The 24,961-nt window shown below is 50.5% G+C and carries 28 protein-coding genes; 9 read left to right on the top strand and 19 right to left on the bottom strand.

Annotated elements, in window-relative coordinates:
* Positions 1 to 79: 79 nt before the first annotated feature.
* The 4 genes from ftsY (at position 80) to rpoH (ending at position 3,990) form a co-directional block, all read left to right on the top strand.
* A complete protein-coding gene (gene ftsY, locus H8L47_RS17660; RefSeq protein WP_186954921.1) occupies positions 80 to 1,156 on the top strand; it encodes a signal recognition particle-docking protein FtsY in 1,077 nt (358 codons plus the stop codon).
* Positions 1,157 to 1,218: 62 nt separating this feature from the next.
* Positions 1,219 to 1,893: a cell division ATP-binding protein FtsE gene (locus tag H8L47_RS17665; protein ID WP_186954922.1), complete on the top strand. Its 675-nt coding sequence runs from the start codon at positions 1,219 to 1,221 to the stop codon at positions 1,891 to 1,893.
* A gap of 31 nt (positions 1,894 to 1,924) precedes the next feature.
* Positions 1,925 to 2,839 carry a cell division protein FtsX gene (locus tag H8L47_RS17670; protein ID WP_186954923.1) on the top strand — a complete coding sequence of 305 codons (915 nt, stop codon included), beginning with the start codon at positions 1,925 to 1,927 and terminating at the stop codon, positions 2,837 to 2,839.
* A 254-nt stretch (positions 2,840 to 3,093) separates the two neighbouring features.
* Entirely contained in the window at positions 3,094 to 3,990 is an 897-nt protein-coding gene (gene rpoH, locus H8L47_RS17675) for an RNA polymerase sigma factor RpoH (RefSeq protein WP_186954924.1), read from the top strand.
* Here the strand turns inward: rpoH and H8L47_RS30095 are convergent.
* Complete coding sequence (locus tag H8L47_RS30095) at positions 3,987 to 4,118, bottom strand: hypothetical protein (RefSeq protein ID WP_268978073.1); 132 nt, start codon at positions 4,116 to 4,118, stop codon at positions 3,987 to 3,989. The genes rpoH and H8L47_RS30095 overlap by 4 nt on opposite strands.
* 250 nt (positions 4,119 to 4,368) lie before the next feature.
* On the opposite strand from H8L47_RS30095, the gene H8L47_RS17680 reads away from it, so the two are divergent.
* Entirely contained in the window at positions 4,369 to 5,286 is a 918-nt protein-coding gene (locus tag H8L47_RS17680; RefSeq protein ID WP_222616585.1) for a heparin lyase I family protein, read from the top strand.
* Positions 5,287 to 5,388: 102 nt separating this feature from the next.
* Here the strand turns inward: H8L47_RS17680 and H8L47_RS17685 are convergent, their stop codons facing one another.
* From H8L47_RS17685 to H8L47_RS17705, 5 genes are all read right to left on the bottom strand, one after another.
* Positions 5,389 to 5,979 carry an SCO family protein gene (locus H8L47_RS17685; RefSeq protein ID WP_186954926.1) on the bottom strand — a complete coding sequence of 197 codons (591 nt, stop codon included), beginning with the start codon at positions 5,977 to 5,979 and terminating at the stop codon, positions 5,389 to 5,391.
* Positions 5,976 to 6,860, bottom strand: coding sequence for a heme o synthase (gene cyoE / locus H8L47_RS17690; RefSeq protein ID WP_186954927.1), 885 nt, complete (start codon positions 6,858 to 6,860; stop codon positions 5,976 to 5,978). Before cyoE ends, H8L47_RS17685 begins: the two co-directional genes overlap by 4 nt.
* Complete coding sequence (locus H8L47_RS17695; protein WP_186954928.1) at positions 6,857 to 7,948, bottom strand: COX15/CtaA family protein; 1,092 nt, start codon at positions 7,946 to 7,948, stop codon at positions 6,857 to 6,859. The genes cyoE and H8L47_RS17695 overlap by 4 nt, the downstream gene beginning before the upstream one ends.
* Before the next feature lie 5 nt (positions 7,949 to 7,953).
* Positions 7,954 to 8,484 (bottom strand): SCO family protein, encoded by a 531-nt coding sequence (locus H8L47_RS17700; protein WP_230413813.1) that lies wholly within the window; start codon positions 8,482 to 8,484, stop codon positions 7,954 to 7,956.
* A gap of 61 nt (positions 8,485 to 8,545) precedes the next feature.
* Positions 8,546 to 9,259, bottom strand: a complete 714-nt coding sequence (locus H8L47_RS17705; RefSeq protein ID WP_186954930.1) for an SURF1 family protein — start codon at positions 9,257 to 9,259, stop codon at positions 8,546 to 8,548.
* A gap of 61 nt (positions 9,260 to 9,320) precedes the next feature.
* Between H8L47_RS17705 and H8L47_RS17710 the strand changes: the two genes are divergently transcribed.
* Positions 9,321 to 9,521, top strand: coding sequence for a twin transmembrane helix small protein (locus H8L47_RS17710; RefSeq protein WP_186954931.1), 201 nt, complete (start codon positions 9,321 to 9,323; stop codon positions 9,519 to 9,521).
* Positions 9,522 to 9,628: 107 nt separating this feature from the next.
* On the opposite strand, the gene H8L47_RS17715 is transcribed toward H8L47_RS17710, so the two are convergent.
* The 7 genes from H8L47_RS17715 to H8L47_RS17740 form a co-directional block, all read right to left on the bottom strand.
* Positions 9,629 to 10,489 (bottom strand): cytochrome c oxidase subunit 3, encoded by an 861-nt coding sequence (locus tag H8L47_RS17715; RefSeq protein ID WP_186954932.1) that lies wholly within the window; start codon positions 10,487 to 10,489, stop codon positions 9,629 to 9,631.
* Between the two features lie 39 nt (positions 10,490 to 10,528).
* Positions 10,529 to 10,744: a DUF2970 domain-containing protein gene (locus tag H8L47_RS17720; protein WP_110256436.1), complete on the bottom strand. Its 216-nt coding sequence runs from the start codon at positions 10,742 to 10,744 to the stop codon at positions 10,529 to 10,531.
* A complete protein-coding gene (locus H8L47_RS17725; RefSeq protein ID WP_186954933.1) occupies positions 10,741 to 11,328 on the bottom strand; it encodes a cytochrome c oxidase assembly protein in 588 nt (195 codons plus the stop codon). The genes H8L47_RS17720 and H8L47_RS17725 overlap by 4 nt, the downstream gene beginning before the upstream one ends.
* 13 nt (positions 11,329 to 11,341) lie before the next feature.
* Positions 11,342 to 11,449, bottom strand: a complete 108-nt coding sequence (locus H8L47_RS29455) for a cytochrome oxidase small assembly protein (RefSeq protein WP_211324343.1) — start codon at positions 11,447 to 11,449, stop codon at positions 11,342 to 11,344.
* 49 nt (positions 11,450 to 11,498) lie between these two features.
* Entirely contained in the window at positions 11,499 to 13,094 is a 1,596-nt protein-coding gene (ctaD, locus tag H8L47_RS17730) for a cytochrome c oxidase subunit I (protein WP_186954934.1), read from the bottom strand.
* A gap of 24 nt (positions 13,095 to 13,118) precedes the next feature.
* Entirely contained in the window at positions 13,119 to 14,309 is a 1,191-nt protein-coding gene (gene coxB, locus H8L47_RS17735; protein ID WP_186954935.1) for a cytochrome c oxidase subunit II, read from the bottom strand.
* 231 nt (positions 14,310 to 14,540) lie between these two features.
* On the bottom strand, positions 14,541 to 15,455 hold the full coding sequence (locus tag H8L47_RS17740; RefSeq protein ID WP_186954936.1) for a methyltransferase domain-containing protein: 915 nt from the start codon (positions 15,453 to 15,455) through the stop codon (positions 14,541 to 14,543).
* A 72-nt stretch (positions 15,456 to 15,527) separates the two neighbouring features.
* On the opposite strand from H8L47_RS17740, the gene H8L47_RS17745 reads away from it, so the two are divergent.
* From H8L47_RS17745 to H8L47_RS17755, 3 genes are all read left to right on the top strand, one after another.
* Positions 15,528 to 16,268, top strand: coding sequence for a phosphoribosyltransferase family protein (locus tag H8L47_RS17745; RefSeq protein ID WP_186954937.1), 741 nt, complete (start codon positions 15,528 to 15,530; stop codon positions 16,266 to 16,268).
* 9 nt (positions 16,269 to 16,277) lie between these two features.
* Positions 16,278 to 16,748, top strand: a complete 471-nt coding sequence (gene trmL, locus H8L47_RS17750) for a tRNA (uridine(34)/cytosine(34)/5-carboxymethylaminomethyluridine(34)-2'-O)-methyltransferase TrmL (protein WP_186954938.1) — start codon at positions 16,278 to 16,280, stop codon at positions 16,746 to 16,748.
* Between the two features lie 162 nt (positions 16,749 to 16,910).
* The gene (locus H8L47_RS17755; protein ID WP_186954939.1) at positions 16,911 to 19,400 is read left to right on the top strand and encodes a sensor domain-containing protein; all 2,490 of its coding nucleotides are present in this window, start codon (positions 16,911 to 16,913) and stop codon (positions 19,398 to 19,400) included.
* Between the two features lie 16 nt (positions 19,401 to 19,416).
* On the opposite strand, the gene rfaE2 is transcribed toward H8L47_RS17755, so the two are convergent.
* The 6 genes from rfaE2 to cysT form a co-directional block, all read right to left on the bottom strand.
* Positions 19,417 to 19,896, bottom strand: coding sequence for a D-glycero-beta-D-manno-heptose 1-phosphate adenylyltransferase (rfaE2, locus tag H8L47_RS17760; RefSeq protein WP_186954940.1), 480 nt, complete (start codon positions 19,894 to 19,896; stop codon positions 19,417 to 19,419).
* A gap of 246 nt (positions 19,897 to 20,142) precedes the next feature.
* Positions 20,143 to 21,006 (bottom strand): ferritin-like domain-containing protein, encoded by an 864-nt coding sequence (locus H8L47_RS17765; protein WP_186954941.1) that lies wholly within the window; start codon positions 21,004 to 21,006, stop codon positions 20,143 to 20,145.
* A 129-nt stretch (positions 21,007 to 21,135) separates the two neighbouring features.
* Entirely contained in the window at positions 21,136 to 22,068 is a 933-nt protein-coding gene (locus H8L47_RS17770; RefSeq protein ID WP_186954942.1) for a CysB family HTH-type transcriptional regulator, read from the bottom strand.
* Between the two features lie 27 nt (positions 22,069 to 22,095).
* Positions 22,096 to 23,160 carry a sulfate/molybdate ABC transporter ATP-binding protein gene (locus tag H8L47_RS17775; RefSeq protein ID WP_186954943.1) on the bottom strand — a complete coding sequence of 355 codons (1,065 nt, stop codon included), beginning with the start codon at positions 23,158 to 23,160 and terminating at the stop codon, positions 22,096 to 22,098.
* 19 nt (positions 23,161 to 23,179) lie between these two features.
* Positions 23,180 to 24,085 carry a sulfate ABC transporter permease subunit CysW gene (gene cysW / locus H8L47_RS17780; RefSeq protein ID WP_186954944.1) on the bottom strand — a complete coding sequence of 302 codons (906 nt, stop codon included), beginning with the start codon at positions 24,083 to 24,085 and terminating at the stop codon, positions 23,180 to 23,182.
* Positions 24,086 to 24,087: 2 nt separating this feature from the next.
* Complete coding sequence (gene cysT, locus H8L47_RS17785; RefSeq protein WP_186954945.1) at positions 24,088 to 24,942, bottom strand: sulfate ABC transporter permease subunit CysT; 855 nt, start codon at positions 24,940 to 24,942, stop codon at positions 24,088 to 24,090.
* Between the last annotated feature and the right edge of the window lie 19 nt (positions 24,943 to 24,961).

Below are 24,961 nucleotides of genomic sequence, written 5' to 3' on the forward strand. Positions count from 1 at the left end.
TTGCGCTGTCTGTTAAAATGGCAGCATTCTAATATCAGGGCTGGCATTTTTTGCCGCCCGCACTCCGAAATATATCCCGATGTTTAGTTTTTTCAAAAAAAAGCCCAAAGAAGAGGCGCCAGTTGTTGTGGCTGAGCCGGCATCCGTTATTACGGAGCCAGCCAGCCCTGCACCTGTCGCGCCTGCCACTATAGCAGCCACTGTCGCTGCGGCTCCCGTGGCGGAAGTTGTCGCTCCCAAGGCGGCGGAACCTGAGCAAAAACGCTCTTGGTTAAGCCGCCTGAAAGCCGGGCTCGCCAAAACTTCCTCGAATCTTACCACCCTCTTCATCGGCGCCCGCATTGATGATGATCTGTATGAAGAGCTGGAAGCTGCCCTGCTGACCTCGGATGCCGGTGTGGAAGCTACCCAATTCCTGCTGGATGGTCTAAAGAAAAAGGTCAAGGAAGACAAGCTGACGGATGCCGAGCAAGTCAAGGCTGCATTGAAAGTCTTGCTACTGGAACTGCTGACGCCTTTGCAAAAACCACTGGAACTGGGTCGTTATCAACCTTTGGTCATGATGATCACAGGCGTGAATGGTGCCGGCAAAACAACGACCATAGGCAAGCTGGCCAAACATATGCAGACCCACCAGCAGTCTGTTTTGCTGGCAGCTGGTGATACTTTCCGTGCAGCAGCGCGTGAGCAATTGACGATCTGGGGTGAGCGTAATAATGTCACGGTCATTTCACAAGAATCAGGTGACCCTGCCGCTGTGGCTTTTGATGCAGTCGCGTCGGCCCGTGCCCGTGGCACCGATGTGGTGATGGTGGATACTGCCGGTCGCCTGCCTACCCAGCTGCATTTGATGGAAGAACTCAAGAAAATCAAGCGCGTCATTGGCAAGGGCATGGATGGTGCACCACAAGAAGTCTTGCTCATTATCGACGGCAACACTGGTCAGAATGCGCTGACACAGGTCAAGGCCTTTGATGATGCCCTGCAATTGACTGGCCTGGTCATCACCAAGCTGGATGGCACGGCTAAAGGCGGTGTGCTGGCAGCGATTGCCAAGAACCGCCCTGTGCCTGTCTACTTCATCGGCATAGGCGAACAGATTGAAGATTTACAACCATTTAATGCCCAGGAATTTGTTGACGCCCTGCTTAGCTAAGTTTGGCCAAGGGCGGCACAGTAACCAGCACACAATGAAGCTCACAAAGACCAGACGCGACCATGATTGAATTTGAACACGTCAGCAAACAATATTCGCAAGATGCCTACGCGCTCAACGATGTTTCCTTGTCGATTGCCGCTGGTGAACTGATCTTCCTGGCCGGCCCCTCAGGCGCGGGCAAATCCACCTTGCTGAAAATGATCGCAGGCATAGAAAAACCGACTGCTGGCCAGGTAAAGGTGAATGGCCAGGACATAGGCAAACTGAAAAGTAGCAGCCTGCCCTATCTGCGCCGCAAGCTGGGCCTGATCTTGCAGGATCAAAAACTCCTGACTGACCGCCATGTGCTGGCCAATGTCATGCTGCCTATCATCGTCACTGGTGCCTCGCAGGCAGAAGCCGAAACTCGCGCACGCATTGCGTTGGAAAAAGTCGGCTTGCCAGACAAGACATACTCAATGCCGTTGGCTTTGTCAGGTGGTGAACAACAGCGCGTGGCGATTGCTCGTGCCATCGTCAACCGGCCTCAGATCATTCTGGCGGATGAACCGACTGCATTTCTCGACCGCGATAATGCCAACAAAGTTATCACTGCACTCAAGGCTTTCCAGAGTGCTGGTGTGACCTGCATTATTTCCAGCCATGATGAACAATTTCTCGATCAGGCAAGCCGCGTGATATATCTGAGCCACGGCCGTTTAGTCGATACCTGGAAATCCTCGCTGGCAGCCTGATCCTGCATCATTAAATATCAAGGACAAATTCATGACCAACTGGTTACGCCAGCACTTGTTTGCCATCAAGACTGCGCTCACCCATGTGCGCGGCAGTCCCGGCAATTTCCTGTTCAATGTACTGGTAGTCGCAATTGCGCTGGCCTTGCCCATCGCTGGCCTGACCCTGATAGAAAACATACGTCCAATTTCCTCGCAACTGTCGATAGAACCGGAAATCAGCATCTTTGTCAGCCCTGACACCCCCAGGGCGACTGCCACGGCCTTGTCGATACCGCTGAAGAAATTGCTGAAAGAGAAAAGCATTACGGCAAATTTGAGTTTTATCCCCAAAGACAAGGCACTCGCCAGTCTGGAGCAATCATCCAATCTGGCCGAGGTTTTGTCCACCCTGGGCGGTAATCCTCTGCCAGACGCTTATATATTAGCAATGTCGAACAATGATGCTGGCAAGATAGAGGCGCTGGTAGAAGAAATCAAACAGATGCCGGATGTCGATGTGGTGCAGCTTGACTCTGCCTGGGTCAAGCGCCTGGCTGCACTGGTGCAGATCATGCAATTGGGTCTGTTATTCCTTGCCACGACGCTGGGAGTCGTTGTCGTGGTTGTAGTGTTTAATGCCACCCGCCTGCAAGTTATTTCGCACAGAGCGGAAATTTCCCTCACCCGCTTGCTGGGTGCCACCAATAGCTTTATTCACAAGCCGTATTACTATACCGGTGCGTTGTTAGGATTGCTGGCGGGCGCATTGGCACTGGGCATGATCGCAGCCTCCCTGCAGCCTTTGAACAAGGCGATTGCCGAATTTGCTAAATTATATGCTTCTGAGTTCCACCTGGCTCCGTTGGGTATCGCACAGAGCGCCATCCTGTTAGCTGTTAGCATGTTGCTTGGACTGGTGGGAGTTTTTCTCTCGGTCAGAAGGCAGTTGGCAAAAGCCAGCTAATAGCAATTTCATAAGGCCAATGTGGTTTTGCAACAGCCTCTTACAATTTGCATCGATTTGACTGCAACTTTCAGACTCAGCCAGCGTCTAAGAAATATAAAAACCTTCAATGAATGCTTGTTTTTCAATAGATTTATTTGATGAAGTTCATAGAATCTGAGTATTAGCACTCTTCTCAAGAGAGTGCTAATATAGGAACTTGATAGTGCCGAAAAGAGTAATTGATACTCTTAAGGCAGCAATAAGGAGGAAAAATGGCAACTACATCGACACAATTGATCCCTGCAACTGACAGCACAGCTCTGGCCTTGGGCTTTAGTGGCACGCTGGGTAATATTGATGCCTATATCTCTGCAGTTAATCGCCTGCCTATGCTTACGCATCAGGAAGAGATCGACTTTGCAAACAAATTGCGCAATGAAAATGATCTGGCTGCTGCGCAGCAACTGGTTATGTCGCATCTGCGTCTGGTCGTGTCCATCGCCCGTGGTTACCTCGGCTATGGCTTGCCACATGCCGACTTGATTCAAGAAGGCAATATTGGCCTGATGAAAGCCGTTAAACGTTTCGACCCTGACCAGGGCGTGCGTCTGGTGTCCTATGCCATGCACTGGATCAAGGCTGAAATGCATGAGTACATCCTGAAAAACTGGCGTTTGGTCAAAGTAGCAACGACCAAAGCTCAGCGCAAATTGTTCTTTAATCTGCGCAGCCATAAAGAAGGCCTGGACGCGATGACACCCAAGCAAATTGATGCCCTGGCATCAACGCTGGATGTCAAACGCGAAGAAGTCATCGAAATGGAAATGCGTTTGTCCGGCCACGATATCGCCCTGGATGCACCGACGGATGATGACGATGAAAAATTCGCTCCCATCGCTTATCTGAAAACTGAGTCCGACGAGCCTACCCGTGTTCTGGAAACACGCCAGTATGACCGTCTGCAAAGCGAAGGGCTGGAATCGGCACTTGCCAAGCTGGATGCGCGTTCACGCCACATCATAGAGTCACGCTGGTTGAAAAACGATGATGGTACAGGTGCAACCCTGCACGAACTGGCGGATGAGTATGGCGTTTCTGCCGAACGCATACGCCAGATCGAAAGCGCAGCCCTGAAAAAAATGAAGGGCAGCCTCAGCAGTTTTGCTTAATCAAAATATGCTGCAGTAATGACAAAGGCACTCGCGAGAGTGCCTTTTGTTTTTGCTGATCCACCTACCGTTAATGCTCCAGAATGTATTGCCAGCATGAAAATCCACGCAGAAACCTGATTTTCCATATTAAATTGCCGAAAATAAATAGTGTCACTTAACTAATTTCTCTGGCGGTGCTACATTGATCCTGCGCAGCTAACAAACTATTTTCGATGAACAGCAGGAAAGATCATCTCACAGATGCTGCGCATCTTCATGCTCATGCAAACCAGTAGAACTTAGCGTAGCAAGGCTCATCACCTGCTTTGCTCACACTGAGAGTCTGGCTATTTTATACACGATACAGACCATGGATTCTCACCAAGGAGAAAACTTATGCTGACGTTCAAACAGCTTTCAATGCAAGGCAAAGTGATGAAAAAGAAAACATCAATTTTACTGATTACTATCCTCATGTCATTTAACTGCGGAGCGCAAGTAAAAACACTCCCGGCCAATGTCAGTTTTGTGGGCGACTGGAGTGCCAAGACCGAGCGGCCTGGCCGTGGCGTATGGCGTGATTTACAGGCATGGGAAAAAGATCGCATTGTGCCTCGTGACAATGAACGGTTTTCACCTGATATTGCTGTGGCACAAATTCAGGTCAAGCCCGGTGATCAGGTCGGGGGATGGTCCGGCGAGCGTGCTGAAGTATCGACCATGCAATCACTCAATGCTTCGCCATTATCAGTCAATACAGGTTCCGGGAAAGAGTTTTATGGAATTTCTGTCAAATTACCAGCTGACTGGCAACCTCCGGTTGCCACTTCTGTTGATCCTTATCCCTGGGGCATTATTTTCCAGTTGCACGGCCCGGATAACTTGGGAACCAATCCGGCATTTGCCTTATGTGCAGAAAGCGACTTTCATATTAACCTGCAAACAGGAGATATCCTCGAAGGCGGAACACGTACCAAGCCCAAAAATGCAGTTCGCGCCCAGTTCAGTAATGGGCAATTGAGCAAGGGTAAATGGGTCAAGTTCATGATAGAAGTCACATGGGCAGCAGATAGCAGTGGTTATCTGGCCATTTCCAGACTTGACGAAGACCCGTCAGCTCAGTGGACCAAAGTCTATGAAGGCAAGAATATACCTACGCTGCAATATGCTTATGGCCGGGCTGTTGGCGACCACTATTGGAAAACGGGCTATTATCGCAACCGTGGTTTGACATTTACCAGCAAGCTGTTGCTGGGGCCCGCGGTGCGGGGAACAAGTTTCGCTGATGTTGCGAAGGCAGCGTTTGGCAGTTAATGCAAGAACTCGATATTCATAACGAGGTCCGCGCTGCACTCAGGCAGCTGGCACCATGAATACTTCCCGGCCTGGAGGTCTCAGGCTGGCCGGGAATTGCCTTCACTTCAGGAGTATCTTCAGATCATGTGCAACTGGCTCAGGCCCCTGGCCATGGCGCAAGAATAAACGTATGCGTCCCTGGGGATCAAATACATAACTGCCAGCAGTATGGTCTACGGTATAACTGCCTGGCGTTTTACCAGCCACCTTTTGATAAAACACCTTGAATTCCTTGGCGACCTTGGCAGTTGCCTCTGCATTGCCATACAGGCCCAGGAAGCGTTTGTCGAAGTTGGGCACATAATTGGACAATAAAGCCTGGGTATCACGCTCAGGATCGAGCGTCACGAACAAGACTTGCACCTTGTCGGCATCGGCTCCCAGCAATTTCATGACCCCTGCCATTTCCACCATGGTGGTCGGGCAAACATCAGGACACTGGGTATAACCAAAGAAGATCACCACAGCCTTGCCCTTGAAGTCAGCCAGGGTGCGCGGCTTGCCATTGTGATCGGTCAGGGAAAAATCCTTGGCATAATCCAGGCCGGTCAGATCCGTGTTGTTGAATTTTTCTTGCGCAGGCATGCAGCCAGATAAGCCCAGCAAACTCAGCGCCATTAACAGACTGGCCAGATGCCTCAAAATTTTCATAGCTTGATATAGTGATCAATCAACAAGGCTGCGAATAGCAGGGAGAGGTAGATGATGGAAAATGTAAAGGTCTTGCGCGCCAGCACGTCATCGTAGTGCTTATAAATACGCCATGCATACCAGAGGAAGATCAGGCCGAGGATGATGGCACTGACCAGGTAAATCAGCCCGCTCATATGTACCGCGTAAGGCAGCATGGTGGTTGCAAACAAGGCGATCGTATAGAGCCAGATATGGAAGCGGGTAAATTCCAGGCCATGGGTGATTGGTAACATCGGCAGGCCAGAACGGGCATAGTCATCCCGTCTGTACATCGCCAGCGCCCAGAAATGCGGCGGCGTCCAGACAAAGATAATCAGGACTAGCAACCATGCCTGCATTGGCACATCATTTGCCACGGCTGCCCAGCCCAGCGCCGGTGGCATGGCACCAGACAAACCACCGATGACGATATTTTGCGGTGTCGCCGGTTTCAGGATGATGGTGTATACCACGGCATAGCCGACGAAGGTAATGAAAGTCAGCCACATGGTCAGGGGATTGACCATGGTATACAAGATCCACATACCCATGCCGCCAATGACACCTGAAAACACCAGGGTTTGCGGTACCGTGATTTCACCCTGGGCCGTCGCGCGGCGCGCGGTTCTTGCCATGCGTGAATCAATTTCTTTTTCCACCAGGCAATTTACGGCAAAAGCTGCGCCAGCCAGCAGCCAGATACCCGCAGTAGCGGCCACCACGACACGCCAGTCAGGCAAATCTGGCGTCGCCAGAAACATGCCAATAACGGCGCAAAACACGGCGAGCTGGGTAACACGGGGCTTGGTCAACGCCCAGTACTGAGCCAGTCGGTTGGAAGGCAAACTTAAAGTGGTCATGATCTATCTTTGGCAGCGGCAAGGCTCACATGCCTTATGCGGTAGTTTAACATGGTCAGCAAGAGCACGAGCATGGCGGCCATCCCATTATGCAAAACTGCCAGCAACAAGGGCCAGGAAAAAAATACGGTAGAAACACCGATGATGAATTGGACAACGATGGCCAGCAAGAGCTGGCTACCCAGCTTTTCCAATCCGGCAATCTTGCGTGCTCTCAACGCCGCCCACAGGCAGACAGCAACCACCAGCAGGGCGAAGTTCCTGTGCACCCAGTGTATGGCAACCAGGGCATTGAATGGCAGGTAATTGCCATCGACGGTCTGGCCTAGCTGACGCCAGAGGCTGAAACCATGCTCAAAGTCCATCGCTGGCATCAGCTTGCCGTTGCACATGGGGTAGTCATGACAAGCCAGTGCAGCATAGTTAGTGCTTACCCAACCGCCCAGTGCAATCTGCAAGAAAACTAGCAGCAAAGCCAGGCTGGCTGGCCACAACATGCGCCTGGCATCAGTAGCGGCGATATTTACAGTTATCAAAGAAGAACTTTGTTGTTCCAGACTTGCACTCAGTAGTGAAAGCAAGCCCATGCCCAGTATCAAATGGATGGTGACGATGATGGGTTGCAGCTTGAGAGTCACTGTCCAGGCACCAAAAGCACCTTGCAGGCAAACAAAAAACAGGAGAAAGGTCGACAGCCAGGGGCTGGCATTGAGTTGATGGCGACGCGACCAGGCGATGACCATCTGGGCAATAATAAGTATGCCTACACCCATGGCCATGTAACGATGCACCATTTCTATCCAGGCTTTTTGCAAAGTCACGGGGCCAGTAGGCATGGCGATTTCTGCTGCCTTTATAGCTGCGTGGGACTGCAGCGGGTTGGCCTGGCCATAACAACCAGGCCAGTCAGGACAGCCCAGACCAGAATCTGTCAGGCGCGTGAATGCACCAAACATGATGAGTTCAAAAGTCAGTGTCACGGTAACTGCGATAAGTTTGCGGTATTTATTCTTTTCTTTGGACAAGAAAATAATACTCGCTGGTATCACCGCGACCATTAGTGCTGTTAACGCAAGCTGCAACCACATGACGATTAACCTATCGCAGACGCACGCAATAATTTGCTGAGGTCTTTTTTAATCTTGTTGGCATCCGCATCTTTTGGAAAGCGCATCATTAGATTGCCGAGCGGGTCTATCAGGTAAATATGGTCAGTGATCTGGCTATCGCTTTCTGTCGGCAACCAGGCTTTCAATGCCGCAGCATCCACTTTCAGCATGCGCACTCCGTCATGCTGGCGTATCAGCGAGGTATCTATTGGGGTATCATCAGTAATCAACCAGACGCGTTCTATCCTGTCCATTGCCTTGCCCTGGGCAGTGCGCAACTGACGGATGTCATACATCCTCTTTTGGCAAACTTCGGCGCAAGCGCCGCTATCTATCTGCACCATCAGCCACTTGCCTGCATAGGCTTCCAGGCCGATCGCCGGATCGGTGGCAGCAGCTCCCAGCAAATGACCTTGCAGTTTAGGCATGGGGTAATTGCGTGGGTCAAGTATGGTCCCGTAATTGGTGCGGCCGCTGGGCTTGACAACATAATAGGTAAAGTAGGAAAAAATCATGGGAGCAGCACAAACTGCCACCACCAATAGTAGTTTCCAGCGACCACGCAAAGTTTGCTTATCAGTTTTTTCCACGACGAATTCCAGTAACAACAAAAAATAAGAAGGCCATCAAGGCGAGCGCATACCATTGAAAAGCATAGCCCCTGTGCTTGTCAGCTCCCAGTGAGGGCTGGGGCCAGTCACGCAACAAGCCATCTTCAAAAACCGATGTCTGCTCAAGTACAAAGGGGTAAAAGTCCCAGCCCGTCTGTTTTGCAAGTGCTTCTACATCAACATTTTGCAAGAGGCTGCCAGGCTTGACTATTTCAGCCTGGCCAAGTTGCATTACCCTGTCGAGCTTGTCCCGCATCATACCCTGCAGCACGATCTGACCTGCGGGCACAGGGACATCCGGCATCTGCATCCTGTCACGTCCATTACGTGGATGCCAGCCACGCGCAATCAATACATATTTACTGCTGCCAGCCAGCTTGAATGGCATCAGCACATATAAACCTGCCTTGCCTTGCAATGGGCGGTTATCCACATACAAAGGCCATTCGCGTATCAATTGCCCGGTGAGCTGCAATTTTCGAAATGGTAGTATCTGCTCTGGCAAAGTCTGCGCATTCAAGGCCAGGGCAGGCATCTGCTGGCGCTCAGTCAATTGCGCTGCCAGACTTTCTTTTACCTGCGCACGGTTAGTCTGCCATTGCGCCAAAGCAATACCCAGGCTGATCAACAGCAGGCTGGCGATAAATGGAATCAGACGGAAGCGGAAGGAAATAGGCATTCAAGTAGTAAGGTATTACAATGCAGAAATCGATCAATCAAAAGCACCAACAATAAACAGCATGAAAATTCTTGTCGCTATCGCTTTTTTCCTTATTATCTTCAGCATGGGATCAGCCTTGGTCTACTTAATGAAAGACAAGGGAAAAAGCAATCGCACGGTGAAAGCCCTGGCGTTCCGGGTCGGTTTTTCCATTACCCTGTTTTTGCTGATCTTGCTGGCCAATCATTATGGCCTGATTCAGCCTACCGGCATCAGATAGATTTACTGGTAGCGCAATATCTGCAGGGCCAGCCATCCACACACTTTCATATATGTAAAAAAGCCGCACTAACTGTGCGGCTTTTTTCATGCTACTGAAGCTTGCTATTACAGCCAGTAGACAACAACGTACAGACCCAGCCAGACCACGTCAACAAAGTGCCAGTACCAGGCAGCGCCTTCAAATGCGAAGTGATGCTCTGCGGTGAAATGGCCTTTCATGAGACGATACAAAACAACCGACAACATGATCGCACCCATGGTCACATGGAAACCATGGAAACCGGTCAGCATGAAGAAAGTCGAACCATAGATACCAGAAGTCAGTTTCAGGTTCAATTCGCTGTAGGCATGCATGTATTCATAGACCTGGAAGCCCATGAACACGGCACCCAGCAAGACTGTAGCAAACAACCAGAATGCGGTCTTGGCACGATGACCTTCACGCAGAGCGTGATGAGAAATCGTCAGCGTCACACCAGAAGTCAGCAACAAGGCAGTATTGATGGTAGGGATAGGGAAAGGACCCATGGTTCTGAAGGCTTCCACTGTACCAGCCGGGCCTACGTTACCCCAGGTGGCAGCAAAATCAGGCCACAAGACTTTGTGATCCAGATCAGCCAGCCAGGGCATGCTGATGGCGCGTGCATAGAACAATGCACCAAAGAAAGCAGCAAAGAACATCACTTCAGAGAAGATGAACCAGCTCATGCTCCAACGGAAAGAGACGTCGATACGGGCGCTGTACTTGCCACCTTCAGACTCTGCAATGGCGTCACCAAACCATTTATACAAAACCACCAGGGTCAGGATGATACCGGCAAAATTCAGGTAGGAACCCCAGGCCAGTCCATTCACCCAGGCAGAAGCGCCTATCATGGTCAGCAATAAGGTGGTGCCACCGAGTACCGGCCATTTGGATGGGCCAGGCACAAAATAGTATGGCGCATTAGCGTGTTGAGAACTCATTTCCATCTCCCGATGCAATTTAATGTACTACTTGAATTATTATTTCGCGACTACATGTTTGACTATCATGATCAGCACGGAGATGAAAATCAGTGCGCCTATGATGCCAGCAATAATCACATGAACAGGATTCAACTGTGCTGCATCCTGCTCGTAATCATTTTTCTTGCGTATTCCCAAAAATGACCAGAATACGGCTTTCATTGTTGCCAAAAACGAAGCCTTACGCTTACTTGCTTCTTTCAAATCTGTCATGACTTACCCGGCTCTTTACTGGCAGCAGCTTGAGACTTGCCACCCACTTCAAAGAAAGTATAAGACAAAGTAATCGTCTTAACGTCTTTCGGCAAGGCCGGATCCAGATAAAACATCACTGGCATTTGGCGTGCTTCATTCGGTTCCAGTGTCTGTTGCTTGAAACAAAAGCATTCCATTTTCTTGAAGTAGCTGGCAGCCTGTTGTGGAGCATAGCTAGGAATCGCCTGCGCATCCATTTTATAAGACTGCTTGTTGACTACTTCATAAACGATTTGTGTCATTTCACCGGGATGCACTTTCATGCTCGCCACAGTAGGACGAAAACGCCACGGGCCTTGCGTGTTTGCATCAAATTCAACCGTCACTACACGACTTCTGTCGATCTGGGAGTTGGATAGCTCTTCGACTGAAATATCCTTGGGTGTCAGAATATTCACACCTGTCAACTCACATATCTGTTTGTAGATGGGTACCAAGGCGTAACCGAATCCAAACATCAAAACAGTGATCACCAGCAACTTGCCCATCATGTTCGCGTTCAGTTTGCGCTTATTGCCTGCACCCTGCTCTTCTTGCGACATTTTTTACACCTTTTCAGCGTAACCAGGTTTGCTTGATGAAGACACCAGCAAAAAACACCAGTGCGACAGAAAACAAGATAATGGCTGTTTTGAAGTTATTCGGTTTGTTTTGCTTACTCATTTTTTGTCTTGCCCCGGCAAAACCGGGGCGAGCCTAAGCCGTACTACTATTATTTGAATACTGGTGGTTCTTCAAAAGTATGGAAAGGAGCAGGGCTAGGCACTGTCCATTCCAGGCCTTCAGCACCATCCCATGGTTTTGCAGGTGCTGGCTTGCCGCCTTTGATGGACGGGATCACCACAGCCAGGATGAAGTACACCTGCATCAAACCAAAACCAAACGCACCGATCGTGGCAATCTGATTAAAATCAGTAAACTGCGCAGGGTAGTCGGCATAACGACGTGGCATGCCAGCCAGACCCAGGAAGTGCATAGGGAAGAAGGTGATGTTAAACAAAATCAGCGAACCCCAGAAGTGAATCTGGCCGCGTGTTTCGTTGTACATGAAACCTGTCCATTTTGGACCCCAGTAGTAGAAACCGGCGAACAGTGCAAACAGGGAACCTGCCACCAATACATAGTGGAAGTGAGCAACCACGTAGTAAGTATCCTGCAACTGGATATCAATTGGTGTTACCGCCAGGATCAGGCCTGTGAAACCACCCATGGTGAACACGAAGATAAAGCCAACTGCAAACAACATAGGCGTCTCGAAAGTCATCGAGCCTTTCCACATTGTCGCTACCCAGTTAAACACTTTCACGCCGGTAGGTACCGAGATCAGCATGGTGGCATACATGAAGAACAACTGTGCCGTGACTGGCATACCGGTTGTAAACATGTGATGTGCCCAAACGATGAAGGAAAGGATCGCGATGGATGCTGTTGCATACACCATCGATGCATAACCAAACAAGGGCTTGCGGGAGAACGCAGGAACAATCTGGGAAACAATACCAAACGCTGGCAAAATCATGATGTACACCTCTGGATGTCCGAAGAACCAGAAAATGTGTTGATACATGACAGGGTCACCACCACCTGCAGCATTGAAGAAGGAAGTACCAAAGTGACGGTCAGTCAGCGTCATGGTGATCGCACCAGCCAGAACCGGCATAACAGCGATCAGTAGGTAAGCGGTAATCAGCCAGGTCCAGCAGAACATCGGCATCTTCATCAAAGTCATGCCAGGAGCGCGCATGTTCAGGATGGTCGTGATGATGTTGATGGAACCCATGATGGATGACGCACCCATGATGTGGACAGCGAAAATCGCCATATCCATACCAGGGCCCATTTGCGTGGACAATGGTGCATACAGTGTCCAGCCAGCAGCAGTGGCGCCGCCAGGTACCCAGAAGGAACCCATCAGCAACAGCGCTGCCGGAGGCATCAGCCAGAACGAGAAGTTGTTCATGCGGGCAAATGCCATATCGGATGCACCGATTTGCAGAGGAACCATCCAGTTAGCAAAGCCAACGAAAGCCGGCATGATGGCGCCGAAAACCATGATCAGACCATGCATGGTCGTCAACTGGTTGAAAAACTCCGGTTGCATGAGTTGCAGACCAGGCTGGAACAATTCACTACGAATGCCCAGAGCCATGACACCACCGGCCAGCAACATCGTGAATGCGAACCACAGATACAGACTACCAATATCTTTATGGTTGGTGGCAAATAACCAGCGCTGCCAACCATGTGGATGGTCATGCGCGTGGTCGTGAGAGTGATCGTGAGCGTGATCAGCTGAGGTAGTGCTCATCTTTTCTCCTGTTCTTCCTGTTTATTACTTGCGCGCAGCCAAAACTTCAGCCGGTTGGACGATGTTTTCAGCAGCCTTGTTAGACCAGCTATTGCGTGTGTAGGTAATGACTGCCGCAATTTCTGTGTCAGACAAAACACCTTTCCATGCAGGCATGCCTGGTGCTTTACCATTCAACAAGATATTGATCTGAGGTGCTTTTGGACCAGTTACCATGGCAGAAGCATCCAGCGCAGGGAATGCACCGGGCACACCCTTACCAGTTGCCTGGTGACAGGCTACGCAGTGTTGAGTGTAAACTTTTTCACCGCGTTGTTTCAACTCATCCACAGTCCAGACCTTGCTAGGATCGTCTGCCTTGGCAGCCATTTCCCTCTTCTTGCCATCTACCCATTTTTTGTAGTCTGCATCAGAGACGACAGTAACAACGATAGGCATGAAGGCATGTTCTTTACCGCACAGCTCTACGCACTGACCACGGTAAGTACCGATTTTCTCAGCCTTGAACCAGGTATCGCGTACGAAACCAGGAATCGCATCCTGTTTCACGCCGAAAGCCGGAACAGTCCAGCCATGGATAACGTCATTGGCAGTCGTGATCACGCGGATTTTCTTGTTGACCGGAACCACAACTTCATTGTCAACTTCAATCAGGTAGTTATCGCCGCGTTTTTCTGTTGGCTCTACACCAGGCGCACCAACTTGTGTGCGTGGTGTGGAAAGGGTGGACAGGAAGGAAATGCCTTCGCCCTCACCCTTGAGGTAATCGTAGCCCCATTTCCATTGCATGCCAGTGGCTTTAATGGTGATGTCGGCGTTCGAGGTATCTTTCATCGCCACAACAGTTTTTGTTGCTGGCAAGGCCATGACGATAACAATGATAAACGGTACGACTGTCCATGCGATTTCTACCGCTGTACTTTCATGGAACGTCGCAGGTTTGTGACCTACAGATTTGCGGTGTTTCAGTATGGAGTAAAACATCACACCGAAAACTGCCACAAAAATGACCAGACAGATAACCAGCATCAGGTTATGAATGGAATAAATTTGCTCCGCAATTTGTGTAACAGGTGGTTGCAGATTCAACTGCTTTATCGCCGGACCGCCCTTCATATCTACCGCTGGTCCATTGACCACCGCCCACGTTGGCAAACTTGCAGCCAAGAGCGAGGCACCCAGCATGAACGACTTTAATCGCTTAGCATGTTTCATGTCTTTCCCCAAAACCCGATTAGAATTCTTTTAACAGAGCGCCAGGGACACATATCTAAAAATCACAAATGCGTACCGGCAACGTCCACAACTGCGAGAGTATAAGGCGTAAAGCTGGGTGATATCAAGCAGAATACATTTCTTCCAGCCATGATCTGGCTCAAATGTCACAAAGATTTATGCGGTGATTTTGCAGTTTTTGCGCATTTTTTGATTCGGGCTTGATCTGGATTAAGAAGACTTTTTAGGCAAATCAAAGCGAACTATGGATTCACCAGCCGCAGTTTTTCGGTTAACCGGACGGAAGGCATGACCATAAACCACTTCCAGAGTCAGTGTCAGGCGACCATCTGCATTTCTGTTTTTCTCGAGTGCCACCAGCAATCGCTCATAGGCTTTGCGGCCCAGCAAACCTTGTTGGCGTGTCATCAGGGGGTTACCACCGAGTGCACGTACATCTTCCAGTAGTTTTTCAGGCTCGCCATAGGTCAGGGTGATTTTTTCCATATCCATAACGGGTGTTGAAAAGCCTGCATTAACCAGCATATCGCCAAAATCATGCATATCGACAAAGGGCAACACATGCGGCAAATCATCGACATCAGCAAAGGCTTGCCGCAATTCCATCATGGTATCAGGGCCAAAGCAGGAAAACATCAGCAAGCCCTCAGTGCGTAACACCCTGCGCCATTCAGCAAACACCAGGTCGGGCTGGGGATGCCAGTGCAGGGCCAGATTTGACCAGATCAGATCGACAGATGAATTCGCCATGGGCAAACGGGCAAAATCGGCACATAGCAAATGCTGCCCACCATCCTGGCGCAAGGCTGCGGGCGTCCACTTTGCCAACAAGCGTCCCATAGCACTTTTTGCTGCCAGTTGCTTGTCCCTGCCTGCCGTCAACATGGACAAAGAGGCATCAACACCGTAAGCCTGGGCTGAAGGATAGTTTTTTTGCAACTCTGCTATATCATCCGTCTCGCCGCAACCAGCATCCAGAAAGCCAGTGGGCTCGATTTTGACCAGTTCCAGCTTTTCACGCATGCGCGTGGCAATTTCACGACGCAAAAAGTCGGAAGCACGGATTTTTTCAGCGTCGGCAAACAGGCGGCGTACCAATTGCAAACTGATGGGGGCACTCAACATAGGCAAAATTGCAATAAACTGCGATTATAAGTTAAGCTGGCAGTTTACACTGATGTGCCCACGCTTTAGCCAATGATCACAGATAAACTCAAACAAGCCTGGCAAAATTCTATTGCGGCCCTGATACCCAATTCGTGTGCCCTCTGCCATCTTGACAGCAGCGATGTGGTTTGTAGCGCGTGTCAACTAGCCTATTTCCAGACTGAGCAACATAGGTGTCTGCAATGCGCCCTGCCCTTGCCGCCTGCCAGCGCCAGCCCGCGTTGTGGTGATTGCCTGAGTAATCCGCCTGCTTTTGACAGAACCGTGACTGTTTGTGATTACGCAGCGCCACAAGACCAACTGGTGCTGTCTCTCAAGTTTGGCCATCAACTGGCCCTGGCACCGTGGTTTGCCCGTATGCTCAGGGATAGCATCTTGCAGCAGCAAGGCAGTGAACTACCGGATTTGCTTTGTGCCGTGCCTCTGGGGGCCAAGCGATTGGCTGAGCGCGGTTTTAACCAGGCCTGGGAAATCACTCGCACGCTCTCCAAACACCTGGGCGTTCCTGGCGATGTACACATTTTGCAACGCAGTCGGGAAACCGCCATGCAAAGTGGCCTGCCAACGGCAGCCAGGGCCCGCAATGTCAAGCACGCCTTCTGCCTTTGTCAACATGACATGGACAGTGTCAGAGATTTGAACCTGGGCATCGTTGACGATGTGATGACTACTGGCATGACCATGCATGAAATCGCTACAATGCTGAAGCGACACGGCGCAGCCAAAGTGACTGCTTATGTTTTCGCCCGCACTCTCCCCCACATTCATTAAGGAATCACCTTGTTTCACGTTGTTTTGGTCGAACCAGAAATACCGCCAAATACTGGCAATATCATCCGTCTGTGTGCCAATACGGGTGTACAACTGCACCTGATAGAACCCTTGGGCTTTCCACTGGACGACTCCAAAATGAAGCGCGCGGGTCTTGATTATCATGACTATGCGAGCATGAAGGTGCATAAAAACTGGGCAGTTTTTTGTGCCAGTGAGCAACCCGATACCGGCCGCATGTTTGCCATGACCACTCATGGCTCCACGCCTTTTGCGTCTATGGCTTTTCAGCCTGGGGACTACTTTGTATTTGGTGCAGAAACCCGCGGCCTGGCACCTGAATTGCGTGAATCCTTCCCCGCCAGCCAGCGCATACGCCTGCCAATGAGGCCAGACAACCGCAGCCTGAACTTGTCGAATACCGTTGCCGTCGTCGTCTATGAGGCCTGGCGGCAACATGGTTACGCAGGCGGCAACTGAAGTGCGGCATTGACATTTTCATTGCCGCACAGCAATTATCCTATTTACCACAAGGTATTTGAAAATTTGCTGCACTTTATGAAAAATCCTTTAGCATGGTCACTTGAGACAATATCCAGACAGCCGCTACTACTGTGATTGCCCCCAGGCCAGGACCAGAACGTGCAAAACCCAGTAATTGAGCAATTCGAAGATGACCTTCAGCAGCTACGGCATCTGATAGATGCTTTACCTGTCTGCATTTCTTATGTAGATGCAGACTACCGCTATCAATTCATTAACCAGATGTATCACCACTGGTTTGGTATCCCCAGTTCTGCCATTATCAATAAGCATATGGCTGAAGTGATAGGCGATGCAGCTTTTCAACATATCCGCCCCAAAGTCGAGCTAGCCCTGAGTGGAAAATCCGTGACTTATGAAGCCACGGTCCCCTATCTGCATGGTGGCACTCGCCATATTTCTGCTCAGCTATTACCCGTCTTTGACCTCAATGGCAAAGTCAGGGGCTGCTATGCAATGATCGTTGATATCAGCCACAACAAACAAAGTGAAGAACAACTGCATCTGCACGAAGAACGGTGGCAACTGGCGCTGGAAGGTGCGGGCGATGGTGTCTGGGACTGGTATCCACAAACTGGCATAGAAATATTGTCAGACCGCCTGCGCGAAATCTATGGTTACGAAAAGGATGAGATAGAAGACTTGTCTGAAGAACTCGACAAGCGCACTCATCCAGACGACCTGAAGCAGATGTATCAGGACAGGCAAGACCATTTTGATGGCAAGACGGCGATCTACATCAATGAGCATCGAGTGCAATGCAAGGATGGCCGCTGGAAATGGATACTGACACGCGGCACCGTCATACAACGCGATGCCGAGGGCAGACCAACCCGCGTGGTCGGCACCCACACTGACATTTCAGAAAGAAAGCAGGCTGAAAGTGCGTTGCGTGAAAGTGAAGAGCGCCTGCGCATGGCGCTGTCTGCTACCCATCAGGGTTTGTATGATTTGAATGTACAAACCGGAGATGCCATCGTCAATCCGGAATATGCGCTTATGCTGGGCTATGCACATGACAGTTTTCAAGAGAATAAAAAGAACTGGGCAGCCAGGGTACATCCTGACGATTTCCCCATAGCTGCCCGCGCTTTCACGGAGCATCTGGAAGGCAAGACCAATGAATATCGCGTCGAATTCCGGCAAAAAAAAGCCAGTGGAGAATGGGGCTGGATACTATCTGTCGGTGCTGTCGTCGAATGGGATAGAGATGGTCGCCCACAACGCATGCTCGGTACAGTACTCGACATCACCGAAAAGAAAAAAACCGAAGCTCTGGTCTGGCAGCAGGCGAATATTGATACTCTGACCGGTTTGCCTAACCGTCGCATGTTTTATGACAGGCTGGACCACGATATCAAGCGCAGCAAGCGTCATCATCTGGCTTTGGCGGTACTGTTCATCGATCTGGATTTTTTCAAGGAAGTGAATGACACCCTGGGCCATGCAACCGGCGATGCTTTACTGATAGAAGCGGCACACCGCCTGCGCCACTGCGTCAGGGAAAGTGATACCGTGGCACGCCTGGGCGGTGATGAGTTTACCGTCTCACTACCGGAGATGCATGAGCAAAACCGTGCAGAGACGATAGCGCAAAACATCATACGCAGCATGTCCAAGCCCTTCCAGCTGGCTGGTGAAGAAATCTATTTATCTGCCAGCGTGGGCATTACCATTTATCCGCGTGATGCGGACAATCTGGATGACCTGATCAAGCATGCAGACCAGGCAATGTATGCGGCCAAAGCTCAAGGCAGGAATCGCTTCAGTTACTTCACACCTGGACTGCAAACAGCGGCGCTGACACGTCTGCGCCTGACCAATGATTTGCGTGCCGCCATTGCCGACAACAGCCTGCGCGTCTATTTTCAGCCCATCGTCGATATTCATACAGGAAGAATACAGAAAGCTGAAGCCCTGGTGCGCTGGCCCCATGCGCAACTGGGCTTCGTCAGCCCTATGGAATTCATCCCAATTGCCGAGACCAGCGGTTTGATCGTCGCCATTGGGGATCTGGTTTTCCGCGAAGCAGTGATCTGGGTCAAGAAATGGCGCGAACTGTATCATCCAGACTTCCAGATCAGTGTCAACCAGTCGCCCATAGAGTTCCAGGGCGACCAGGAACGCTATGTTAACTGGATACATCATCTGGCATTGCAAAACCTGCCTGGCCAGGCAATTACTGTGGAAATCACCGAGGGATTATTACTTGATGCCAGCCAGAAAATTGCCAGCAAGCTTTTGCAATTCCGCGATGCCGGGATACAGGTTGCGCTCGATGATTTTGGTACCGGTTATTCTTCACTTTCCTATCTGAAGAAATTTGATATCGATTATCTCAAGATAGACCAATCCTTCATCCGCAACCTGGCATCTGATAAAAGTGATATCGCACTGTCTGAAGCCATCATCATGATGGCGCACAAACTGGATTTGAAGGTCGTGGCCGAAGGGGTGGAAACCCAGCAGCAGCATGACTTGCTGAAGCAGGCAGGCTGCGATTTTGCGCAAGGTTATCTATTCTCGAAACCCGTGCCACCAGAAGAATTTGAAATCCTGCTACAGCAACAAAACAACTCATCTGCCTAAACTCATCCGCCTAAACTTAGCTACCTGAACGTACCTTGGCCAGCAATTTGCTAGTCGAGCGGTCATGTTCAAAATCGATCGCCGCCACCGTACCACCGTAAGCCAGCACGGCCTGGCCTTCAGGGATAGACGTCATATCGTAATCGCCACCTTTGACATATACATCCGGGTGCGCTGCCAGCACGGCTTGCAAAGCCGTGTCTTCATCAAACTCCACTACCAGGCTAACTGCCTCCAGCGCGGCCAGCACAGCCATGCGATCCTCACAGCCATTAAGCGGCCTGTCATCGCCCTTGCCCAGACGTTTGACCGAAGCATCGGTATTCACTGCGACCACCAGCGAAGCCCCAAATTCACGCGCATCAGCAAGGTAGCTGACATGACCTCGATGCAGGATGTCGAACACGCCGTTGGTCATGACCACGGGCTTGGGAAGTGCTAGTACGCGTTCAGCTAGCTCGCTGCGGGTGGTTAATTTTTTTTCGAATTCTGGCATGGTTATTTATGGATATTTTTTCAAAACCGCTCAACACAGAGACACAGAGGGAGCACAAAGGTGGCACGGAGAAACCTCAAGACTCGGCACAAGAGCGCTATTTACCATCCCATTCCATCAAGCTGTTCTCTTGCTCTTCTCTGTGTCTCCGTGTCTCTGCGTCTCTGTGTTGAGAGGTCTTGCATTTATAAAATAAATCGCCGCTGATATCAGCGGCGATTGTAGCTTGCAATTAAACAAGCAGGTTCATGCAGCACTAGGCATGCTGCCAGGCAGAATAACCAGCCTTTGTGCAACTTCCTTGCGATAGCGGTTCAAGTCTTGCACAGTTTCAAAAGTGCGTTCAAACAGCAGAGACATATTGTGCAAGATGCGGTCAACGACTTTCTTTTCCCATACGCCATCAAACTTGATCTGGCCATCCAGCCAGCGTTCCAGCCAGTCCGGATCGGGCAGGCGTGACTGTATGGTATCGTTCGGGAACAACGCCTGATTGACATGCAGGTTGGTCGGGTGCAGCGGCTTTTCCGTACGTCTGGCGGATGCCATCAGGACACCAATTTTGGAAAATGCAGCGCGGGCCACATCGCCAGCTTCTGTCAAGGATTTTTTCATGTAGCGCAGATAAGCACCGCCATGGCGTGCCTCATCCTGGCTGATGATTTTGTAGATATGTTTGATCACAGGCTCGGTATGCCAGTCAGAGGCGCAGCGATACCAGTGGTTCAGGCGGATTTCACCACAGAAGTGCAGCATCAGTGTTTCCAGCGGAGGTGCTGGATCAAACTCGAAGCGTACATTGTCGAGCTCTTTTTCCGTCGGCACCAACTCAGGATGGAAGCGGCGCAAGTATTCCATCAAGACCAGAGAATGCTTTTGCTCTTCAAAAAACCAGATGGACATGAAGGCGCAAAAGTCACTGTCTCCACGATTATCACGCAAGAACATTTCGGTCGCTGGCAGGGCAGACCATTCAGTGATGGCATTCATCTTGATGGTTTGCGCCTGCTCTGGTGTCAATTTGCTGGCGTCATACTTATCCCAGGGGATGTCGGACTCCATATTCCAGCGTACTTGCTCCAAAGACTTAAACAATTCAGGGTAAAGCATGGTCAACCTCTGATAAAAATTGCGGAAATTAGAATAATTTGCCTAATTTTACCAGAGAGATGTGACGCCTTCACGACAGCGCCTGAATTGCTTAAAATTTAGGCTGCAACGCAACAAAAATATGAATTTTTAAACTACTTCGTTTTCACTAACCGCCTGCCTGACCTCATCCCTATCAAGGTTTGGTGCAAACTGCTGTATAAATTCATAAGTATAAGCACGCAGATAAGCACCACGGCGCACTGCCAGACGCGTGACATTCGATGCAAACAAATGGCTGGCTGAAATAGTTCTCAGACCATGTGCACGTTGCACTTCAATTGCCATCGACGCCACCAGGCCCACACCCAGACCCAGTGCCACATATTGCTGGATAACGTCAGAATCCATGGCGGTCAGCACGATATCCGTGCGCAAACCAGCCAGACGGAAAGCATCATCAATATGACCACGGCCAGTGAAGCCTACATCATAGGTAATCAATGGATAAGTCGACAAGTCTTCCAGTGTCAATTCTTCTTTTTCCAGCAAAGGATGGCCTTCAGGTACGACGACAACGTGATTCCATTCATAGCAGGCGAAAGATGCCAGGTCCTTGAACTGCGACAGACCTTCGGTAGCGATACCAATATCAGCCTTGCCGGACAATACCCATTCGGCAATATGTTCAGGGGAACTTTGTTGCAAGGCGATGCGCACATCCGGAAATGCCTGGCGGAAACCTTGCACTACCTTGGGCAAGACATAACGCGCCTGGGTATGGGTGGTGGCTATCGTCAAGGTGCCTTTGGATTGATCGGAATAATCTTCACCAGCCTGGCGCAGATTTTCTGCCTCCAGCAATAATCTTTCTATGATGGGCAAAATATCCTTGCCCGGCTCGGTCAGGCCGGTCAGGCGTTTGCCATTGCGCTCAAAAATATCGACGCCAAGCTCTTCTTCGAGTTCACGTATCTGGCGACTGACGCCTGGCTGCGAAGTGAACAGCACATTCGCCACTTCTGTCAGGTTATAACCGCGGCGTGACGCTTCACGGATGGAGCGTAGTTGTTGGAAATTCATAGGACACCTTGTTTTTTTATTTATTATTTATTGGGAATCAACGAAGACATGCAGGCGCTTGGGACGTACGACGAGCGCTTCACCGACTTTGAGTTTCAATTGTTCATAGCGTTCTGTCGAAATCATGGCTTCGACCAGTTCGCCGTTGTCATCTCTTTCCAGTTCCAGTTGAGCCAGCGGGCCTATGCTGTGGACACGGCGCAATTGCACATTCAAGCCGGTAGCGCCAGGGGAATAACGGTCGATTTCCAGCTCATGTGGGCGCACATAGCCTGTGCCAAAAGCGTCACGGGTTTCGGCATGGCCAGGTGCCTCAAAAGGAACGCCACCCGCATCGAGTATGCCTTCATGGATGCGGCCACGGAACAGGTTCACATTACCCAGGAAGCCGTAAACAAAAGGCGTGGCCGGATGATGATATACCTCAGCCGGTGCACCTACCTGTTCCACTTTGCCATGATTCATCAGCACAATCTTGTCAGCCACTTCCAGCGCTTCTTCCTGGTCATGCGTGACAAAGATGCTGGTGACATGCAATTCATCATGAAGGCGACGCAACCAGCGGCGCAATTCCTTGCGCACCTTGGCATCAAGTGCCCCGAAAGGCTCATCCAGCAAGAGCACACGCGGTTCCACCGCCAATGCTCGTGCCAGCGCGATACGCTGACGCTGGCCGCCAGATAATTGCGGTGGATAGCGGTCAGCAAGCCAGTCTAGTTGCACCAGTTCCAGCAACTTGGTGACTTTCTCCTTGATCTCGCTTTCTGATGGACGCACATGGCGTGGCTTGACACGCAAGCCAAAAGCAATGTTTTCAAAAATCGTCATATGCTTGAACAAGGCATAGTGCTGAAATACAAAGCCAACCTGGCGTTCACGCACATGTTGTGCCGAGGCATCTTGCCCATCCAGCAAAACCTGACCACTGTCGGCATATTCCAGACCAGCGATAATGCGCAGCAAGGTAGTCTTGCCACAGCCTGATGGTCCTAATAAAGCGGTCAATTCACCATTCGGAAAATCCAGCGAGACATTATCCAGTGCAGTGAAACTACCAAAGCGCTTTTGTAATTGATTAACAGCGATACTCACGGTGAACTCCTATCTCTCTTTATTCTTGTGGTACTTGGCGGTTTTCATTGGTACGCCATTCGACTAATGTTTTAAGCGCGAGTGTCAGCAAGGCCAGCAAGGTCAGCAATGAGGCGACGGCAAATGCGGCAGTGAAGTTGTACTCGTTATATAAAATCTCGACTTGCAGCGGCATGGTATTGGTCTCACCACGGATATGGCCAGACACGACAGACACAGCACCAAACTCACCCATGGCACGCGCATTACACAGGATCACGCCATACAGCAAACCCCATTTGATATTTGGCAGGGTCACGTACCAGAAAGTCTTCCAGCCAGATGCGCCGAGTACCAGTGCAGCCTCTTCTTCTTCACTGCCTTGTGCCTGCATCAGCGGTATCAGTTCACGCGCAACGAAGGGGAAAGTCACGAAGATGGTCGCCAGCACGATGCCGGGTACAGCAAACAAAATCTTGATGTCATGTTCACGCAACCATTCACCAAACCAACCCTGCGCGCCGAACAACAAAACATAGATCAGGCCAGAAATAACCGGTGACACCGAGAACGGTAAATCGATCAATGTCAGCAAAACATTCTTGCCACGGAACTCAAACTTGGCGATAGCCCATGCAGCAGCCACACCAAATACCAGGTTCAAAGGCACGGATATGGCAGCGGCAATCAGGGTCAGTTTGATGGCCGACAAGGCATCTGCTTCTATGATGGCCGCCAGATAAACTTCCCAGCCTTTTTTCAATGCCTCAGAAAAAACGGCTGCCAGTGGTACAAATAAAAACAGGGTCAAAAAAGCCAGTGCTATCGTAGTCAAGACTATGCGTACCCATAGCGGCTCCAGCGTTGCTGCCGGGGTAATCACTGGCTCATGCCTGCGGGTAGCGACTGGTGCCTTGACAGGCGTAGTGATGGTGGCGCTCGTCATGATCAATCCCTCCCTGCATTTTGGCGGCTGCGCGTCCAGGCTTGCAGGGCATTGATCGCCAGCAGCAGGCTAAATGACAGTAGAAGCATGACCACGGCAATCGCCGTCGCCCCGGCATAATCATATTGTTCGAGTTTGGTGATCATGAATAGCGGTGTAATTTCAGAAATCATGGGCATGTTGCCAGCGATAAAGATCACCGAACCATATTCGCCAGTAGCACGGGCAAAAGCCAGTGCAAAACCAGTCAGCAAGGCAGGCAAAATACTGGGCAAAATGACGCGCAAGAAAGTTTGCAGATGGCTGGCACCGAGGCTGACTGCCGCTTCTTCCAGTTCTTTTTCTGCTTCTTCCAGCACAGGTTGTACGGTGCGTACCACAAAAGGCAGACCGATAAAAGTCAGGGCGATCAAAATACCAAGAGGCGTGTAGGCAACCTTAATACCTAGTGGTGTCAGCAATTTGCCTATCCAGCCATTTGGTGCATACAGAGTCGCCAGGGTAATACCCGCCACCGCAGTGGGCAGGGCAAATGGCAGATCCACCAGTGCATCGATCAGTCGTTTGCCTGGGAACTTGTAGCGCACCAATACCCAGGCAACGATGCCGCCAAAGAAGACATTGATCAGCGCAGCCAGCAGGGATGCGCCAAAAGTCAGGCGGTAAGAAGCCATCACACGGTCAGAAGTGACAGTATTCCAGAACGCTTCCCAGGTCATGGTGAAGGTTTTCAGGAAGACGGCAGAAAGCGGTATCAGGACGATCAAGCCCAAATAAAACACCGTAAAACCCAAAGACAAGTGAAAGCCGGGTATGACCCGTCTTGACTTTTTATTTGATCCTGGAAACTGCGCCATGCTTAGCCTTTATTACAGA

Origin of the sequence: Undibacterium umbellatum, from assembly GCF_014284125.1 — a bacterium.
GTDB lineage: Bacteria > Pseudomonadota > Gammaproteobacteria > Burkholderiales > Burkholderiaceae_D > Undibacterium > Undibacterium umbellatum.

What these genes read in the sequence shown, in the direction of transcription:
- ftsY (WP_186954921.1), top strand. Translation starts at nt 80, where the DNA reads ATGTTTAGTTTTTTCAAAAAAAAGCCCAAAGAAGAGGCGCCAGTTGTT.
- H8L47_RS17665 (WP_186954922.1), top strand. Translation starts at nt 1,219, where the DNA reads ATGATTGAATTTGAACACGTCAGCAAACAATATTCGCAAGATGCCTAC.
- H8L47_RS17670 (WP_186954923.1), top strand. Translation starts at nt 1,925, where the DNA reads ATGACCAACTGGTTACGCCAGCACTTGTTTGCCATCAAGACTGCGCTC.
- rpoH (WP_186954924.1), top strand. Translation starts at nt 3,094, where the DNA reads ATGGCAACTACATCGACACAATTGATCCCTGCAACTGACAGCACAGCT.
- H8L47_RS30095 (WP_268978073.1), bottom strand. Translation starts at nt 4,118, where the DNA reads ATGGAAAATCAGGTTTCTGCGTGGATTTTCATGCTGGCAATACATTCT.
- H8L47_RS17680 (WP_222616585.1), top strand. Translation starts at nt 4,369, where the DNA reads ATGCTGACGTTCAAACAGCTTTCAATGCAAGGCAAAGTGATGAAAAAG.
- H8L47_RS17685 (WP_186954926.1), bottom strand. Translation starts at nt 5,979, where the DNA reads ATGAAAATTTTGAGGCATCTGGCCAGTCTGTTAATGGCGCTGAGTTTG.
- cyoE (WP_186954927.1), bottom strand. Translation starts at nt 6,860, where the DNA reads ATGACCACTTTAAGTTTGCCTTCCAACCGACTGGCTCAGTACTGGGCG.
- H8L47_RS17695 (WP_186954928.1), bottom strand. Translation starts at nt 7,948, where the DNA reads ATGTGGTTGCAGCTTGCGTTAACAGCACTAATGGTCGCGGTGATACCA.
- H8L47_RS17700 (WP_230413813.1), bottom strand. Translation starts at nt 8,484, where the DNA reads ATGATTTTTTCCTACTTTACCTATTATGTTGTCAAGCCCAGCGGCCGC.
- H8L47_RS17705 (WP_186954930.1), bottom strand. Translation starts at nt 9,259, where the DNA reads ATGCCTATTTCCTTCCGCTTCCGTCTGATTCCATTTATCGCCAGCCTG.
- H8L47_RS17710 (WP_186954931.1), top strand. Translation starts at nt 9,321, where the DNA reads ATGAAAATTCTTGTCGCTATCGCTTTTTTCCTTATTATCTTCAGCATG.
- H8L47_RS17715 (WP_186954932.1), bottom strand. Translation starts at nt 10,489, where the DNA reads ATGAGTTCTCAACACGCTAATGCGCCATACTATTTTGTGCCTGGCCCA.
- H8L47_RS17720 (WP_110256436.1), bottom strand. Translation starts at nt 10,744, where the DNA reads ATGACAGATTTGAAAGAAGCAAGTAAGCGTAAGGCTTCGTTTTTGGCA.
- H8L47_RS17725 (WP_186954933.1), bottom strand. Translation starts at nt 11,328, where the DNA reads ATGTCGCAAGAAGAGCAGGGTGCAGGCAATAAGCGCAAACTGAACGCG.
- H8L47_RS29455 (WP_211324343.1), bottom strand. Translation starts at nt 11,449, where the DNA reads ATGAGTAAGCAAAACAAACCGAATAACTTCAAAACAGCCATTATCTTG.
- ctaD (WP_186954934.1), bottom strand. Translation starts at nt 13,094, where the DNA reads ATGAGCACTACCTCAGCTGATCACGCTCACGATCACTCTCACGACCAC.
- coxB (WP_186954935.1), bottom strand. Translation starts at nt 14,309, where the DNA reads ATGAAACATGCTAAGCGATTAAAGTCGTTCATGCTGGGTGCCTCGCTC.
- H8L47_RS17740 (WP_186954936.1), bottom strand. Translation starts at nt 15,455, where the DNA reads ATGTTGAGTGCCCCCATCAGTTTGCAATTGGTACGCCGCCTGTTTGCC.
- H8L47_RS17745 (WP_186954937.1), top strand. Translation starts at nt 15,528, where the DNA reads ATGATCACAGATAAACTCAAACAAGCCTGGCAAAATTCTATTGCGGCC.
- rfaE2 (WP_186954940.1), bottom strand. Translation starts at nt 19,896, where the DNA reads ATGCCAGAATTCGAAAAAAAATTAACCACCCGCAGCGAGCTAGCTGAA.
- H8L47_RS17765 (WP_186954941.1), bottom strand. Translation starts at nt 21,006, where the DNA reads ATGCTTTACCCTGAATTGTTTAAGTCTTTGGAGCAAGTACGCTGGAAT.
- H8L47_RS17770 (WP_186954942.1), bottom strand. Translation starts at nt 22,068, where the DNA reads ATGAATTTCCAACAACTACGCTCCATCCGTGAAGCGTCACGCCGCGGT.
- cysW (WP_186954944.1), bottom strand. Translation starts at nt 24,085, where the DNA reads ATGACGAGCGCCACCATCACTACGCCTGTCAAGGCACCAGTCGCTACC.
- cysT (WP_186954945.1), bottom strand. Translation starts at nt 24,942, where the DNA reads ATGGCGCAGTTTCCAGGATCAAATAAAAAGTCAAGACGGGTCATACCC.